The sequence below is a fragment of the Brachybacterium subflavum genome, from assembly GCF_009299795.1.
Taxonomy (GTDB): Bacteria; Actinomycetota; Actinomycetes; order Actinomycetales; family Dermabacteraceae; genus Brachybacterium; species Brachybacterium subflavum.
In genome coordinates this window covers 178,810-192,792 of sequence record NZ_VIGP01000003.1, presented here as the reverse complement: position 1 = coordinate 192,792, position 13,983 = coordinate 178,810, and the positions used below count along the sequence as shown (strand labels likewise).

Annotated in this window: 18 protein-coding genes; 6 read left to right on the top strand and 12 right to left on the bottom strand. The window is 71.9% G+C overall.

All coding sequences use genetic code 11. The features are described 5' to 3' along the window. Nucleotides 1-9 precede the first annotated feature (9 nt). From rnc to FHG10_RS07930, 5 genes are all read right to left on the bottom strand, one after another. The gene (gene rnc, locus FHG10_RS07950) at nucleotides 10-762 is read right to left on the bottom strand and encodes a ribonuclease III (RefSeq protein ID WP_152352799.1); all 753 of its coding nucleotides are present in this window, start codon (nucleotides 760-762) and stop codon (nucleotides 10-12) included. Next, the gene (locus FHG10_RS07945) at nucleotides 762-1,424 is read right to left on the bottom strand and encodes a YceD family protein (protein ID WP_152352798.1); all 663 of its coding nucleotides are present in this window, start codon (nucleotides 1,422-1,424) and stop codon (nucleotides 762-764) included. Before FHG10_RS07945 ends, rnc begins: the two co-directional genes overlap by 1 nt. Before the next feature lie 142 nt (nucleotides 1,425-1,566). Next, nucleotides 1,567-2,073 carry a pantetheine-phosphate adenylyltransferase gene (coaD, locus tag FHG10_RS07940; protein WP_152352797.1) on the bottom strand — a complete coding sequence of 169 codons (507 nt, stop codon included), beginning with the start codon at nucleotides 2,071-2,073 and terminating at the stop codon, nucleotides 1,567-1,569. A gap of 9 nt (nucleotides 2,074-2,082) precedes the next feature. Beyond that, a complete protein-coding gene (locus FHG10_RS07935) occupies nucleotides 2,083-2,721 on the bottom strand; it encodes a GNAT family N-acetyltransferase (protein WP_152352796.1) in 639 nt (212 codons plus the stop codon). A 51-nt stretch (nucleotides 2,722-2,772) separates the two neighbouring features. Then, on the bottom strand, nucleotides 2,773-3,546 hold the full coding sequence (locus FHG10_RS07930) for an SDR family oxidoreductase (RefSeq protein ID WP_152352795.1): 774 nt from the start codon (nucleotides 3,544-3,546) through the stop codon (nucleotides 2,773-2,775). A gap of 206 nt (nucleotides 3,547-3,752) precedes the next feature. Between FHG10_RS07930 and FHG10_RS07925 the strand changes: the two genes are divergently transcribed. Continuing rightward, nucleotides 3,753-4,589 (top strand): helix-turn-helix transcriptional regulator, encoded by an 837-nt coding sequence (locus FHG10_RS07925; RefSeq protein ID WP_152353185.1) that lies wholly within the window; start codon nucleotides 3,753-3,755, stop codon nucleotides 4,587-4,589. A gap of 18 nt (nucleotides 4,590-4,607) precedes the next feature. On the opposite strand, the gene FHG10_RS07920 is transcribed toward FHG10_RS07925, so the two are convergent. Together FHG10_RS07920 and FHG10_RS07915 are read right to left on the bottom strand one after the other, a co-directional pair. Next, entirely contained in the window at nucleotides 4,608-5,798 is a 1,191-nt protein-coding gene (locus tag FHG10_RS07920) for an erythromycin esterase family protein (protein ID WP_152352794.1), read from the bottom strand. Continuing rightward, the gene (locus FHG10_RS07915; protein WP_227488117.1) at nucleotides 5,795-6,451 is read right to left on the bottom strand and encodes a class I SAM-dependent methyltransferase; all 657 of its coding nucleotides are present in this window, start codon (nucleotides 6,449-6,451) and stop codon (nucleotides 5,795-5,797) included. Before FHG10_RS07915 ends, FHG10_RS07920 begins: the two co-directional genes overlap by 4 nt. A gap of 203 nt (nucleotides 6,452-6,654) precedes the next feature. Here FHG10_RS07915 and FHG10_RS07910 point away from each other — a divergent pair, with 203 nt between their 5' ends. Continuing rightward, nucleotides 6,655-7,080 (top strand): helix-turn-helix domain-containing protein, encoded by a 426-nt coding sequence (locus FHG10_RS07910; protein ID WP_152352793.1) that lies wholly within the window; start codon nucleotides 6,655-6,657, stop codon nucleotides 7,078-7,080. A gap of 422 nt (nucleotides 7,081-7,502) precedes the next feature. Here the strand turns inward: FHG10_RS07910 and FHG10_RS07905 are convergent, their stop codons facing one another. After that, nucleotides 7,503-8,093 carry a ClpP family protease gene (locus FHG10_RS07905; RefSeq protein ID WP_152352792.1) on the bottom strand — a complete coding sequence of 197 codons (591 nt, stop codon included), beginning with the start codon at nucleotides 8,091-8,093 and terminating at the stop codon, nucleotides 7,503-7,505. Further along, the gene (locus FHG10_RS07900; protein ID WP_152352791.1) at nucleotides 8,090-8,821 is read right to left on the bottom strand and encodes a ClpP family protease; all 732 of its coding nucleotides are present in this window, start codon (nucleotides 8,819-8,821) and stop codon (nucleotides 8,090-8,092) included. Before FHG10_RS07900 ends, FHG10_RS07905 begins: the two co-directional genes overlap by 4 nt. Before the next feature lie 215 nt (nucleotides 8,822-9,036). Between FHG10_RS07900 and FHG10_RS07895 the strand changes: the two genes are divergently transcribed. From FHG10_RS07895 to moaA, 3 genes are read left to right on the top strand one after another with little or no spacing between them, the layout of a single operon-like run. Next, entirely contained in the window at nucleotides 9,037-9,522 is a 486-nt protein-coding gene (locus FHG10_RS07895; RefSeq protein ID WP_152352790.1) for a MogA/MoaB family molybdenum cofactor biosynthesis protein, read from the top strand. Further along, on the top strand, nucleotides 9,519-9,962 hold the full coding sequence (locus FHG10_RS07890) for a molybdenum cofactor biosynthesis protein MoaE (protein WP_152352789.1): 444 nt from the start codon (nucleotides 9,519-9,521) through the stop codon (nucleotides 9,960-9,962). The genes FHG10_RS07895 and FHG10_RS07890 overlap by 4 nt, the downstream gene beginning before the upstream one ends. Beyond that, nucleotides 9,959-11,077 (top strand): GTP 3',8-cyclase MoaA, encoded by a 1,119-nt coding sequence (gene moaA, locus FHG10_RS07885; RefSeq protein ID WP_193636236.1) that lies wholly within the window; start codon nucleotides 9,959-9,961, stop codon nucleotides 11,075-11,077. Before FHG10_RS07890 ends, moaA begins: the two co-directional genes overlap by 4 nt. Before the next feature lie 68 nt (nucleotides 11,078-11,145). Here moaA and FHG10_RS07880 read toward each other — a convergent pair whose 3' ends face one another. The 3 genes from FHG10_RS07880 to FHG10_RS07870 all read right to left on the bottom strand — a co-directional run bounded on the left by FHG10_RS07880 (nucleotide 11,146) and on the right by FHG10_RS07870 (nucleotide 13,248). Then, the gene (locus FHG10_RS07880; protein WP_193636235.1) at nucleotides 11,146-11,415 is read right to left on the bottom strand and encodes a DUF6457 domain-containing protein; all 270 of its coding nucleotides are present in this window, start codon (nucleotides 11,413-11,415) and stop codon (nucleotides 11,146-11,148) included. Nucleotides 11,416-11,524: 109 nt separating this feature from the next. Then, the gene (gene moaC / locus FHG10_RS07875) at nucleotides 11,525-12,007 is read right to left on the bottom strand and encodes a cyclic pyranopterin monophosphate synthase MoaC (protein ID WP_152352788.1); all 483 of its coding nucleotides are present in this window, start codon (nucleotides 12,005-12,007) and stop codon (nucleotides 11,525-11,527) included. Next, a complete protein-coding gene (locus tag FHG10_RS07870; RefSeq protein WP_152352787.1) occupies nucleotides 12,004-13,248 on the bottom strand; it encodes a molybdopterin molybdotransferase MoeA in 1,245 nt (414 codons plus the stop codon). The genes moaC and FHG10_RS07870 overlap by 4 nt, the downstream gene beginning before the upstream one ends. A 264-nt stretch (nucleotides 13,249-13,512) precedes the next feature. On the opposite strand from FHG10_RS07870, the gene FHG10_RS07865 reads away from it, so the two are divergent. After that, nucleotides 13,513-13,905 (top strand): TOBE domain-containing protein, encoded by a 393-nt coding sequence (locus FHG10_RS07865; RefSeq protein ID WP_152352786.1) that lies wholly within the window; start codon nucleotides 13,513-13,515, stop codon nucleotides 13,903-13,905. Nucleotides 13,906-13,983 lie beyond the last annotated feature (78 nt).

The following is a 13,983-nucleotide window of genomic DNA, read 5'->3' as shown; positions in this document are numbered from 1 at the left end:
GGCTCCGGTTCAGCCGCGCGGGAGCACGGACTCGCCGCGGGCCTCCAGGAGGCTGCGCACGGCGTGCTGGGCGGCGGCGAGCTCGGCGTCCTTCTTCGAGGCGCCCTCGCCGCTCGCGGTGACGATGCCGGCGATGGTCGCGGTCGCGGTGTAGGTCTTCGCGTGCTCGGGGCCGGTGCCGGTGATCTCGTAGACGGGCACCGTGCCGGTCTCGGCGGCGATCTCCTGCAGACGGGTCTTGAAGTCGTAGCCGGCCTCGAGGATCTCGTCGCTCTCCAGGAGCGGGCGCAGCAGCTCGAGCACGTACCGGCGGGAGACGTCCTGTCCGCACGAGAGGTGCACGGCGCCGATCAGCGCTTCCATGGTGTCGGCGAGGATCGAGGCCTTGTCGCGGCCGCCCGAGAGGTCCTCGCCGCGGCCCAGCTTCACGTACTGGCCCAGCTCGATGCGGCGGCCGATGAGGGCGAGGGCGCGCGTGTTCACCGTGGCCGCGCGGCGCTTGGCGAGGTCCCCCTCGGGGAGCGTCGGATGGACGGTGTACAGCTCCTCCGTGGTCGCGAGCTGCAGCACGGCGTCGCCCAGGAACTCGAGGCGCTCGTTGTGCGGGATCTGCTCGTGCTCGTAGGAGTACGAGCGGTGCGTGAGCGCGAGGTCGAGCAGCCCGGACTCCGTGACCCGGCGCGCCTGGTCGGGGAACAGGGGCAGCGTCGCGAGCAGCTCCTGGGGGTCCTTCGCCTCGGTGGACCGCCGCGAGCGGGCCATCAGCGCTCCTCGTCGACGGGCGCGCCGCTGTCCTGACGGCCGCCGTCGGACTCATCGGCCCCGTCGGCTTCATCGCCCGCGTCGGCCCCGTCGGTCTCGGGGGACGCGCCCTCGCCGCCGAGCAGCCCGCTCAGGGCCGCCCAGCGCGGGTCGATGACGTCGTGGTGATGGTCGGGGTCGTCCTCGAGACGCGCTCCGCACTGGGCGCACAGGCCCATGCAGGACGGCTTGCACAGGGGCCGCTCCTCGGCCTCGAGCGAGATGACGTCGTGCACGAGGGGGCCGAGGTCCACGTCGTCGCCGCTGAGCGCGGGGACGTCATCCTCCTCGTCGGCCTTGATCTTCTCGGGGTAGCTGAAGAGCTCGTCGATGCGGGCGTCGACCTCGCGCTCGAGCGGGTCCAGGCAGCGTGAGCACTCGCCGGCGACGCGGGCCTCGACGGTGCCGCTGACGAAGATGCCCTCGACCACGGACTCGAGCTCCGCGTCGACGCTGATCGACTCGCCCGCGGGGACGGTCAGGGCGAGGTTGCCGACCTTCTGGTCGGCGACCACCACGGTGCGGTCCACGTGCCGGTGGGCTCCCGGGCGGCCGATGAGGTCGACGACGTCGAAGCGCAGGTCGAGATCGTCGGGCGCGGGGATGCTGGCTCGAATGTTCACGGCTCCAGGATACGAGCGGGAGCGTTCTGCGGAACCCGACCCGGACCACGATGGTGACCAGGATCTATGACGCTCCGGGCGGGAGGAGGTCGGAGAACTTGGTCAGGATCGTTCACGAACGAGGATCCATCACGGATGAGGATCATTCGGGTGCAGGTCCGCGCTCGGCGAGCGCCGCCTCGAGGGCGCGGCGGGAGGCCTCGGGGAGCATGTCGTCGATCGGGCCGCCGAGCTGGGAGACCTCGCGCACGAGGCTCGAGGAGATGTGGGAGTACCGGACGTCGGTGAGCAGGAAGACGGTGTCGACATGCGCGAGGTGCTGGTTCATGCGCGCCATCGGCTCCTCGTAGGCGAGGTCGATCTGGCCGCGCATGCCGCGCACCACGGCCCGGGCGCCGTGCTCGCGGCAGAAGTCGACCAGCAGCCCGCGCGGCAGCACGGCGCTCGTGACCTTGGGGTCCAGGCCCTCGGCCCGGATGGTCTCGTCGATCGCCTGCTGGCGCGCTTCGAGGCTCAGCATCCCCTTCTTGTTGGGATTGTGGGAGATCGCGATGATCAGCCGGCTGCACAGCATCGCGGCCCGGCGGGCGAGGTCCAGGTGGCCGAGGGTGAACGGGTCGAAGGACCCCGGCAGGACGATCGTGCTCATGGAGGAAGCCTAATCGGCCCCGGCGGCCGACGGGTCGCGGTCGACGGAGGCTCGGGCCTCGGTCGCGGGGCACTCGTCCGGGTGCTGCGCATGCCATTCCTCGTCGAGGATCGCCCACGTCATCCCGTCCAGCCAGCCATGGCTGGCGTGGAGGGATTCGCCGCGGAAGATGCCCTCGCAGCGCATCCCGATCTTCTCCATGATCCGGGCCGACGGCGCGTTCGCGGCGAAGCAGCTCGCCTCCACCCGGTGCAGGCCCAGGCCCAGGATCGCGATGCGCAGCAGCGCGGTCGCGTACTCGGTACCCAGCCCCCGGCCGTGCACGTCGGGGTCGAGCACCCAGGACAGCTCGCCCTGGCGATGGTGGGCGGCGGCGATCGCCTGGCGCTGGGACCAGGCGTCCTGGACCATCACACCGCCCACGGCCACGATCCGCCCGTCGAGCTCGCCGACGATCCGGGCCGCGAGCGACTGCCCCCAGGTCTCGACGTGCGCCGCGCGGGAGGCCGGCACGCCATAGGTCCATTCGTGGACGTCCGGCCGGCCGTACCAGGGCCAGATCGCCTCTGCGTCCTCGGCGCGGGCGCGGCGCAGGACGAGGCGCTCCGTGCTGATCGGCCAGTCGAGATCGGCGAGCGTGGTGGTCATCGCGCCAGGGTACGCAGGTGCGGCCGGGCCGACGAGCGGATTCGCGGCGGCTCAGCCCCTCCCGTGCGGCTCGCGCGCGTTGAGCATCTCGACCACCTGCGGATAGTCCCCGCGCACCTCGGCATAGCGCAGCACCTTCACGGCCTCCACCTGGATCTCCCGCAGGGCGGAGGCGTCCCCCGCCTCGAGGATCTCCATGACCTCGTCGGCGAAGGCGTCGAGCGGCATCGCCATCGCGTTCTCGGCGTGCCCGGGCATGAGGTCCGTGCGCACGGCCGGCGGCTCGAGCTCGAGCACGCGCACGCCGGTCCCCGCGAGCTGCAGGCGGATCGACTCGCTGAGCATGTGGATCGCGGCCTTGGTCGCGTTGTAGGTCGGGGTCGCGGCGAGCGGGGTGAAGGCGAGTCCGGAGGAGACCGTCATGATCGTCGCGTCCCCCCGGGAGACGAAGTGGTCCAGGAAGGCGGAGATGAGACGGATGGGCCCCAGCACGTTGGTGGTGACGGTGGCCTCGGCGGTCTCGAGCAGACCCTCGGATGTCGTCCAGTCCTCGGCGCGCATGATCCCTGCCATCGCGATGAGGGTGTCGAGATCCGGGTGCTCGGCGAGCACGGTGCGGGCGGCCGCCTCGATGCTGCGCGGGTCGGTCACGTCCAGAGTGACGGTGCCGAGTCCGGGGTGATGGGCAGCGAGCTCGGCGAGCCGCTCGGTGCGTCGGCCGCCGATGATGACGGTGCTGCCGCGCTCCTGGAGGCGCAGGGCGAGGGCGAGACCGATGCCGCTGGTCGCGCCGGGGACGAAGATCGTGTGTCCGGTGAGTTCCATGGCAGGCAGTCTTCGCCGCGTCCGGGCAGCGCACCAGGGCCGGTGTATCGGGGGATCCGCGATCCCTGGATGCGCGAGCGCGCTGACGGGATACTCGGGGCATGGATCCAGCGAGCACAGGGGCCGACGAGGCACCCGCCGCACACGAGGCGCGCACGCGCGTGGAGCGCACGGGCGAGGCGCGGACCGGCGAGGCGCGGACGGGCATGGACCGGGAAGCGCTCGCGGGCTTCCTCGTCGCCCGCCGTGAGGCCATCTCGCCGACCGACGTGGGCCTGCCCGCCGGCACGCGTCGGCGCACACCGGGGCTCCGACGGGAGGAGGTCGCACAGCTGGCGACGATGTCCGTCGACTACGTGACCCGGCTCGAGCAGAAACGCGGACCCCAGCCGTCGACCGCGATGCTGGCCTCGCTCGCCCGCGCCCTGCGGCTCACGGCCGACGAGCGGGACTACCTGTTCCGGGTCGCCGGGCACAGCGCCCCGGACCGGTCGATCGCGCACGCCCATGTCGCGCCGGGGCTGCTGCGGGTGCTCGACCGGATCCAAGACGTGCCGGCGATGATCATCTCGAACCTCGCCGAGCCTCTCGTGCAGAACGAGCCCGCGCGCGCTCTGTTCGGGGACGCCTCGCTCCTGGAGGGATGGGAGCGCAGCGCGATCTTCCAGTGGTTCGCACACCCCGAGAACTGTCGAGGCATGTACCCGCCGTCCGATCACGCCCGGCAGAGCCGCGCGCAGGTCGCGACCCTCCGCGCCGCCTACGGCGCGATGGGTCCGCGCTCTCGGGCCGGTGAGCTGGCGCGGCTCCTGCAGGCCCGCAGCGAGGAGTTCGCCCAGCTCTGGGACGCTCAGATCGTGGCGCGGCGCTTCGAGGACCACAAGGTCGTGGTCCACCCGGAGGTCGGCGAGATCGAGGTGGACTGCCAGGCGCTGTTCACGGAGGACGAGACCCAGGTCCTGCTGGTGCTCACCGCTCCCCCGCACACGGAGGACGCGAGCAAGCTCGAGCTGCTGGCGGTGCTGGGGACGCAGCGCACCTGAGGCGCAGCACATGCACGCTCATGTCGCCGCGATGCTCGGTCCCAAGAGTTCCAAAGCGTCGAAATCACTCGTCGGGCGCTGGATCTCGAACGCTCCGGGGTCTGACGAGGCGAGGTTACTATCGAGCTGCCAACCAACGAAGCGCCGAGGTCCGGGATGGCTCGGCAGATCCCGCGTCCGGTGGAATCCTCGCGGCAATTCCGCGAAGGCGTGCTCAGTGGTCCCGGGACGGATCGGTGGAAGGCTGACGGACCTGAAGCCCGCTTCACCTGTCGCAGGGTCCACAGCGCGGCACTCCCCTGTCGTGCACAGGACGCCGACGGGCGCGTAACGCGGACCCAGGTGCTCGGCCAGGAACCAGCCCATCGACGGAGTCGCTGTCGAAAATGATGATCCTGCGCTCGCGGCCTCACCGAACGCGTCCTCGGCACGGCCCACGTGCTCGTTGTGGGCCCAGAGCACGGTGCCGCCTACGGCGGGCAGATTCTCAAGGAGGGTGTCGGCCATGCACCTCTCGCGCAGATGCAGACCAGCGAAATCCGGCTGCAGAAGATAGGTCTCGACGTAACGGGTAATCTGCCGGGCGAGGAGAAGGCCCGTTGCCCCCTCGTCGTCCGGGAAGCGGGCAGATGAAGAAGACTTTGCCTGCGAACTGATGCGCCCTGCCGCGGCGAGCATCTGCTCTGGCGCGTCCTCCCCGAGGCACCTTCGCTCGGCCACGTTGACGAGCACTGCATCGTCGTATCCACGTGACAGCAGTTGCCGCGCCGCCTCATGAGGCTTGCGGACGTCAATCCCCAGGAAGCGGATCCTCCGTTCAGGCGGGAGGCTCCGATTCAGGGTTTGCAGGGCGTGCAGTCCGGCGCGCACGTCGCGGGTGTCCCAGATCGATGACGCCCGATCCCAGGCGTCGTCCAGGGCCGATCTCGATGCGGACTCCGCCGCAAGTACACCGGCATCGGGCTCTTGACGCAGCGAGGCGTCGACGGCGAGCCCGACTGCGAAGGATTCCTCGAAAGCCAGGGTCGAGATCAGCCCGCGCTTCGCCAGATCGAGGATGACCTGCCACTTCCAAGCAAACGCGTTGCCGCTGCCATGCGTCGGCTCGCCGAGCGCGAGCACGCCGCGCTCGGGAAGCAGATCGGCCGGATCCGCACAACTCCGTTCGGCATCGAGGATGTCCGCATCTCGCGCGTGCAACGTCGTCATGCCTGGAGTCCCCACCGCGCCTCGATCGACCCGTGCGGCCTCGCGCCGGGATCGGTGCGCTGCTCGACCGCGGACACCGCGAATCCGACGTCCCTCAGAACCCTCCCGAGCTCGGCCACGGGCCAGAAATGCGCAGTCGTGATCGCGTGGTCGAAGGGTTCGACCCGAAGCCCGTCGAAGAAGCCGAGCAGCAGGGCACCGCCGGGGCGCAGCACCCGGCCGATGGACGCAAGGGCCTCCTGCATCCGCTCGGGCGGGAGATGGATCAGGCAGTACCAGGCGAGAACTCCCGCGCACGAGTCGTCCTCGACACCCGGGGCGAGCACGTCGCCCAGCAGGTACTCGACGCCGGGGTGCATGGTGCGCGCGCGATCGACGAAGTCCGGCACCGGGTCGATGCCGAGCACGTGATGTCCCTGCGCGGCGAGGTGCGCGGTCCAATGGCCGGGTCCGCAGCCCAGGTCGAGGATCAGTCCGTCCCCGTCATCATCGACGACACCTGCCTCGTCGGCCGTGCCGTCCGCGCGCGTCCGCCGCGCCCAGGCCTCGATGTGCCGACGGTCCGCGCCCGCCATCTGCTCGACCGACCCGAGCACCTGTGCGTACTCCTCGGCGCGCGCGGCATACGCCTCCCGTGTCCCCTGCTCGCTCACCCCTGCAGGGTAGGTGCGGCGGGCACGACGGGCCTGCTGAATCGCCGGCACACGTAGACGCGTGCGAAGCGGGCGCGAGCCTCCGCCTCGTCGACCAGGTCCGCGTGGCAGAACGCCATCACCGGGTGTCGCAGCGGCTCCGATCTCTTCCGCTCACAGCAGAGGCATGCGCGCCCAGACGCTCCGCGCCGTAGGCTCCGAGCATGGATGGCACCGAACCTCTGCTGCGTGAGCTCGTCGGTGCGGCGCTGCGCGAGGAGCGGCGCCGACAGGGACTGACCCTCGCGCGCCTCGCCGAGGCGAGCGGCGTGAGCATGCAGCACGTCTCGGACGTCGAACGCGGCCGCAAGGATCCCTCGAGCGAAGTGCTCGCGGCGATCACCGGCGCGCTCGGGATCAGCGTCTTCGACATCGGCCGACGGGTCCACCTGTCAGCCGTCCCGCGCAACGATGCGGATCAGCGCGACACGCGTCTGCCGGCCGCGCATCCGGGGGCCGCGCGCCAGGGAGTCGTTCTGGACCTGACCGCCCGCGGGCGGGATGAGGTTCTCCCGGAGAGCCCTGGGCTCCCGGTCAGCCACGGTCTCTCGTCTTCCGCAGCACGCGAGGCGATGCTCAGCGCTGCCTGACGGAGCCCGTCCGGCCGCAGGCACCTCTCATCGCCGGCGTCCTCACTGAGCGCGGAGGCCTCTGCGACTGCCTGTACTTCGACCTCCAAGCTCGGTGTCGAGGTACTCCCGGCCCGTGTTCCCAGCTCCGTGCCGAGCACCCAGTCTTGGGCCCAGCGTTCGTCGCAAACGTTCCCGCGGGAACGTCACATCGGCTCCATGAGTCCGATCCCGGTGAGGTCTCCGGGTTCAGCAGCGGCCTCAGTGATCGCAGCGCAGGGCGGGCCGGCCCGGTGCACCCGCCGAGACGACGCCGACCGCACGGGGAAATCGTCGTCACGACGCCGGCAGTGCTGCGCAATGGTCGTGATGAGGTCTCATCACGACCATTGCGCAGCAGTCACAGATCGTCGGCGCACCGGAACGGGCGGAGCAGCCGGCCCTCACCGCCGTCGTAGCACCCGGTCCGCGAGCCCGTAGTCCACGGCGGCCTGCGCATCCAGCACCCGTTCGCGCTCGAGATCGGCGCGGACGGTCGAGAGGTCGTTGGCGCTGTGCTCGGCGATCACGGACTCGAGCTCGCGGCGCACCCGCTCGATCTCCTGCGTCGCCAGGATCAGGTCGGGCACGGCGCCGCGGCCGCTCGCCTCGAGCGGGTGCAGCACCACCCGGGCGTGCGGGAGCACCGCGCGCATGCCGGGAGTCCCGGCGGCGAGCAGCACCACAGGCGCGGCGACGACCTGTCCCACGCAGGTGACGGCGACGTCGCTGCGCACGTACTCGAGGGCGTCATGGATCGCCAGGACCGCCTGTGCGTCCCCGCCCTCGGAGTTCAGGTAGAGCTGGATCGGGCGGTCCGGGGCGTCGTTCTCCAGGTGCAGGATCTGCGCGATCACCGTGTTGGCGACGCCGTCGTCCACGGGCGTGCCCAGGTACACGATGCGGTCGCTGAGCAGGCGGGAGAAGACATCCGCACTGCGCTCGGCGCCGTGGGAGGTGTGCTCGATGACCGAGGGGATCGTGTAGCTGCTCATGCCGCGCCTCCCGCCCGGATCCCCGCACGGGCGCCGGCCACGCGTCGCTCGCCGAACGGCAGGATCTGGTCGAGGGAGTCGACCACGTGATCGCAGAAGCCGTAGGCGACGGCGTCGGGCGCCTCCCAGATGCGGTCGCGCTCCGAATCGCGGGCGATCTGCTCGCGGGAGCGGCCGGTGCGCTCCGCCGTGATGTCGATGAGCAGGTCGCGTCCGCGGCGCAGGTCCTCGGCCTGGAGCTCGATGTCCGCTGCGCTGCCGCCGAAGCCGGCGGAGCCCTGGTGCATGAGCACGCGGCCGTGCGGGAGGATGAAGCGCTTGCCGGGGGTGCCGTGGGTGAGCAGGTACTGCCCGGCGCTGTAGGCCATGCCGAGGGCCACTGTGCGCACATCGCACGGGATCACGTCCATGAGGTCGCCGATCGCGAGCATCGCAGGCACCAGGCCGCCGGGCGAGTTGATGAGCAGGGTGATGTCGCGGCTCGGATCCTCGGCGGCGAGGAGCACCAGCTGCGCGCACAGCTGGGCGCCGTTGTCCTGCTCCAGCTCACGGTCCAGCAGCAGGATGCGCTGGTGCAGGAGCCCGGTCGCAGTGCGGTCGGAGAGTGCTGGGGGCGGGGTCGAGGCGTTCTGGTCGGGATCGTCTGCAGCGGCCCGCGCGTCGATCGACCGGTGGATGCCGATGCGGGGGCCGACGGGGTCCGTACGCGGGGCTGTTCTCTGTGTCATGCCCTCGAGCCTCGCGTCTCGAAGGGGCCGACGGGCGCTTCTCCGTCGTCGGCTGATCCACCGTCGGCTGATCCGCCGCGCGCTGATCCGCCTCGGGCTGACCCGCCTGACCCGCCCCGGGGCGACCGGCCCCGACACCGCTCCACTCGGCGCCGCACCGCACCTCAACCCCTCTCGTCCTGCCCCGGCGCACGGTGCGCGACTACAGTGGACGCATGGAGAATCCGGACAGGTCAGCCACGATGATCACCGTGTCCGACCGCTCGGCGGAGGGCACCAGGGAGGACGTCTCCGGCCCTCTCGGCGTCCGCCTGCTCGAAGCGGCCGGATGGGAGGTCACGGGCGTCGTCGTCCCCGATGACCGGGATGCGATCGCCGGGGCTATCCTCACGGCGGTCGATGGCGGCGCGGCGCTCGTGGTGACCACGGGCGGCACCGGGCTCGGCCCGCGCGACGTCACCCCCGAGGCGACCGGACCGCTCCTGGACCGCCCGATCCCCGGCATCGCCGAGCGCCTGCGCGCGATCGTCGCCGACCGTCTGCCGGCCTCGATGCTCTCGCGCGGACTCGCCGGACTGCGCGGACGCACGCTCGTGGTGAACCTCGCCGGGTCCCCCGGCGCCGTGGAGGACGGCATGCCCGTGATCCTCTCGGTCGCCTCCCACGTGGCCGACCAGGTGCGCGGGAGTGACCACGCATGATCGTGATGACCGCCGTGACCTCCGCGCCCCTCGACGTCGCCGCGCACCTGGATGCCGTGGCGCACCCGGAGGTCGGAGCGACCGCCGCCTTCATCGGCACCGTCCGCGACAACGACCCGGAAGCCGCCGGGACAGTGGTGCGCCTGGACTACTCCGCGCACCCGGAGGCCGAGCGCCTGCTCGCCGAGATCGCGGCCCGCTGCGACGACGAGGACGTGCGCATCGCCGTCTCCCACCGCACCGGGTCCCTCCAGGTGGGCGGGATCGCGATCGTCGCCGCCGTCTCGAGCGTGCACCGCGCCGACGCCTTCGACGTGGCCCGTGAGGTCGTCGAGCGCGTGAAGGCCGAGCTGCCGGTGTGGAAGCGCCAGGTCGAGGCCGACGGCACCGCCGAATGGGTGGGGCTGGGCCGCCTCGCCGAGACCGGGATGAGCGCATGAGCACCGCGTACCACCCCGCGCCGACGCCCACCGCCGTCGCCCTGCCGACGCCGACCGTCCGCGTGCGCTCCGCCGAGGCTCCTGCGTCGACCCCGGAGGCGTCCCCCGGGGACGTCTGGGACGGACCGCTCGTCGACAGCTTCGGACGCGTCCACCGCGACCTGCGCATCTCGCTCACGGACAAGTGCAATCTGCGCTGCACCTACTGCATGCCCGCCGAGGGCCTGCCGTGGCTCGCGAAGGAGAACGTGCTGACCACGGACGAGATTGAGCGCGTCGCGCACGTCCTCGCCCGCCTCGGCATCGTCGTGGTGCGGCTGACCGGGGGCGAGCCGCTGCTGCGTCCGGACATCGTCGACGTGGTGCGGCGCCTGCACGCGATCGAGGGGCCCGAGGGACCGCTCGACATCTCCATGACCACCAACGCGATCCGCCTGGACCGCGTCATGGGCGATCTGGAGACCGCCGGACTCTCGCGTCTGAACATCAGCTTGGACACCGTGGACCCCGAGCGTTTCAAGGAGCTGACCCGTCGCGAGCGCTTCTCCGCCGTGCAGGCCGGCATCGCCGCCGCCCGCGAGTCGGGTCTGCGGCCGCTGAAGATCAACGCGGTCGCCATGCGAGGCGTGAACGACGACGAGTTCTGCGACCTGCTGCGCTTCGCGATCGACCACCAGGCCCAGCTGCGCTTCATCGAGCAGATGCCGCTGGACGCGGGCCACGTCTGGTCGCGCCACACGATGGTCGACGGCGCCGAGATCCTCGAGAAGCTCTCCGCCGAGTTCGACCTCGAGCCCGTCGGCGATCGCGGCTCGAGCCCCGCCGAGGTGTTCCGCGTGCGCGGCACCGACGCGACCGTGGGCGTCATCGCCTCGGTCACCGCGCCGTTCTGCGGGGCGTGCGACCGAGTGCGGCTGACGGCCGACGGGCAGCTGCGCAACTGCCTGTTCGCACGGGAGGAGTCGGATCTGCTCTCCCTGCTGCGCTCGGGCGGGTCCGACGAGGACGTGGCCCGGATGATCCGCGCGAGCATCGGCGCCAAGCGCCCCGGTCACGGGATCGACGATCCCGGCTTCCTGCAGCCCGACCGCCCGATGTCCGCCATCGGCGGCTGACCGGGCCGGACGGTTCCCGGTGCGGATCGCTCCCGGGCGGGATCAGGATGGACGATCCGGCGGATCGCTCAGGCCTCGTCCTCCTGCGGATGCTCGGCCTCCCAGTCGGCGAGCTGCGCCTTGACCACGCGTGTCGCCTCCTGCGGGCTGCTGCCGGCGGCGACCGCGAGGCCCATGAGGTAGGTGGTCACGGGCGCGGCCGGACGGGTGACCCCGTGGGCGACCTGACCGGTGAGGCCCAGGAGCAGGTGCGTGGGGACGTCCTCCGCGGCGAGGCCGAGGGCGGGGGCGAGCTGCTCGATCCAGGGCTCGAGCTCGGGCGGGACGCTGCGCGGCATGTGTTCTCCTCGGTGCGGTCGGTGCGGTGGGTGCGGTCAGTGCGGTCGGTGCGGTCGGCGCGGTGGGTGCGGTGGGTCGGTGGCGGGGCCCGACGGTCTTCCGCTGGGATCAGGGACGATGCCAGGCGCCGCTCTTGCCGCCGGTCTTCTCGATCAGCTCGATGCGCTCGATCGCCACGGACTTGTCCATGCCCTTGACCATGTCCACCACTGCGAGGGCGGCGACGGAGACAGCCGTGAGGGCCTCCATCTCCACGCCCGTGCGGTCGGCGGTGCGCACGGTCGCGCGCAGCTCCACGCCGTCGTCCTCGATCTCGGCGTCGAGCACGGCGCCGTGCACCCCGATCACGTGTGCGAGGGGCAGCAGCTCGGGCGTGCGCTTGGCGCCCTGGATGCCGGCGATGCGCGCCACGGCGAGCACATCGCCCTTGGGGACCGTGCGATCGCGCAGCGCGGCGACGATCTCCGGGGTGCACAGCACCCTGCCGCGGGCCGTCGCGCTGCGCACCGTGGGCGTCTTCTCGGTGACGTCGACCATGCGTGCCCGGCCGTCGGCATCGAGGTGGGTGAAGGGCTGGGAGCTCTCGCTCATGACAGCACCATCACCTCGATCTCGTCGCCCTCCTGGACCCGGTCCGCGTCCGCGGGGACGATCGCGAGGTCGTGCGCCTGGGCGAGGGAGACCACGAGGTGGGAGCCGCTGCCGCCCGCGCTCGCGGGCGCGACGGTCCGCTCGTCCATGACCGCCGGCAGCGCCTGGGCGCGGCCCGGGGGGCAGTTCCATGCCACGCGCGCCCGACGCTGGACGGTGGGGCGGAAGAGGGCGCTGTGTCCCGCGATCGTGCGCAGCGCAGGCCGGACGAACAGCTCGTAGCAGACGGCGACCGCGACCGGGTTGCCGGGCAGGCAGAACACGGGGAGGCGGTCGTCCACGAGGCCGAAGCCCTGGGGCTTGCCGGGCTGGATCGCGACCTTCTCGAAACGCACACCGAGCGGTGCGAGCGCGTGCTTGGCGACGTCGAAGGCGCCGACGCTCGCGCCGCCGCTGACCACCACGGCGTCGGCGAGGCCCTCGGCCACGAGTGCGCGGACGTGGCGGGCGAGGTCCTCGCCGGCCTCGTCGCGGAACCAGGAGACGTCCACGACCTCGAACGCGTCGGCGTCGAGCGCCGCGGCGAGCAGCACGGAGTTGGACTCGGGGATCTGACCGCGGCGCAGCTCCTGCCCCGCGGGGACGAGCTCGGACCCGGTGGAGACGACCGCGACCCGCGGTCGCCCGACCACGCGCACACGGCCGTGACCGGCCGATGCCGCGGCGGCCAGGCGCCAGGGGGTGAGCTCGACGCCGGCCGGGACGGCGATCTCTCCGCCGGGAGTGTCCTCGCCGAGCCGTCGGATGTGCGCGCCGGGCTTCGGCTCCTCGAGGATCTCGATCCAGGCGGGGAGCTCGTCGGCCCCCGTCGGCCCGCTCTCCGGCGCTCCCTTCTCCGCCGGGGAGATCCGGACCTTCTCGATCGGGACGATCGCGTCGGCGGCCGACGGCACCGGCGCACCGGTCATGATCCTCAGCGTCTCGCCCGGGCCGAAGGGCGGGTCGTCGGCGGCGCCGGCCGGGACGTCTCCCACCACGCGCAGCTGTGCGCCGGGACCCGCGTCGGAGCGTCGGACGGCGAATCCGTCCATGGCGGAGTTGTCGAACAGCGGCACCGGATGCATCGTGCGGACGTCCTCCGCGAGGACGGCACCGCCGGCCCGGGCGAGCGGCAGCTCCACCGGATCGAGTGCGCGGACCGACTCCATGAGGCGGGCGCGATGGTCCTGCCAGGGGATCATGACCTCTCCCCTGCGCGTCGCATGCGGAGCGTCGTCAGCGAGGTCAGCATGCTCACCATGCTAGTCGTGCGGCCTGCTCGCCCGGTGCTCCTCGACGGCGGCGGCGAGGAGCGCGGACCCGGTCGGTCCCGGCCCGTCCTCACCGCCCGACCCCACCATCCGGCGGCGACGCCCGCGGCACCCCCTCGGCTCCGCTGCATCCGCACCCACGGACACAATGCCATGATTCCTCCGCAATTGCGGGTTCGTGGTCTACTTGAGGTCATGACCACCTTCCGCGTGAGCGAGGCCGCCGCGCTGCTCGGCGTCAGCGATGACACCGTGCGCCGCTGGATCGACAACGGGGCCCTCACCTCCTCGTCGGATGCCTCGGGGAGGACCGTGCTGGAGGGCCGGGAGCTCGCCGCACGCCTCGAGGCCGCCGCCGGCGGACCCGACGACCCGGTGCGGCGAGGGTCCAGCGCCCGCAACCGCTTCGTGGGCCTGGTGACGGGCATCGTCAGCGATCAGGTGATGTCCCAGGTGCAGATGCAGTGCGGTCCCCACCGGGTGGTCTCGCTGATGTCCACGGAGGCCGTCCGCGAGCTCGAGCTCGAGGTCGGTTCCCTGGCCACTGCCGTCGTCAAGGCGACCACGGTCATCATCGAGACGCCCTGAACCGGAGACCGCGCTCGCCCGCTCCCGCTCCTCGTCGTGCGCTCCCCAGACCGTCGCTCCCCTCCGATACGAAGGATC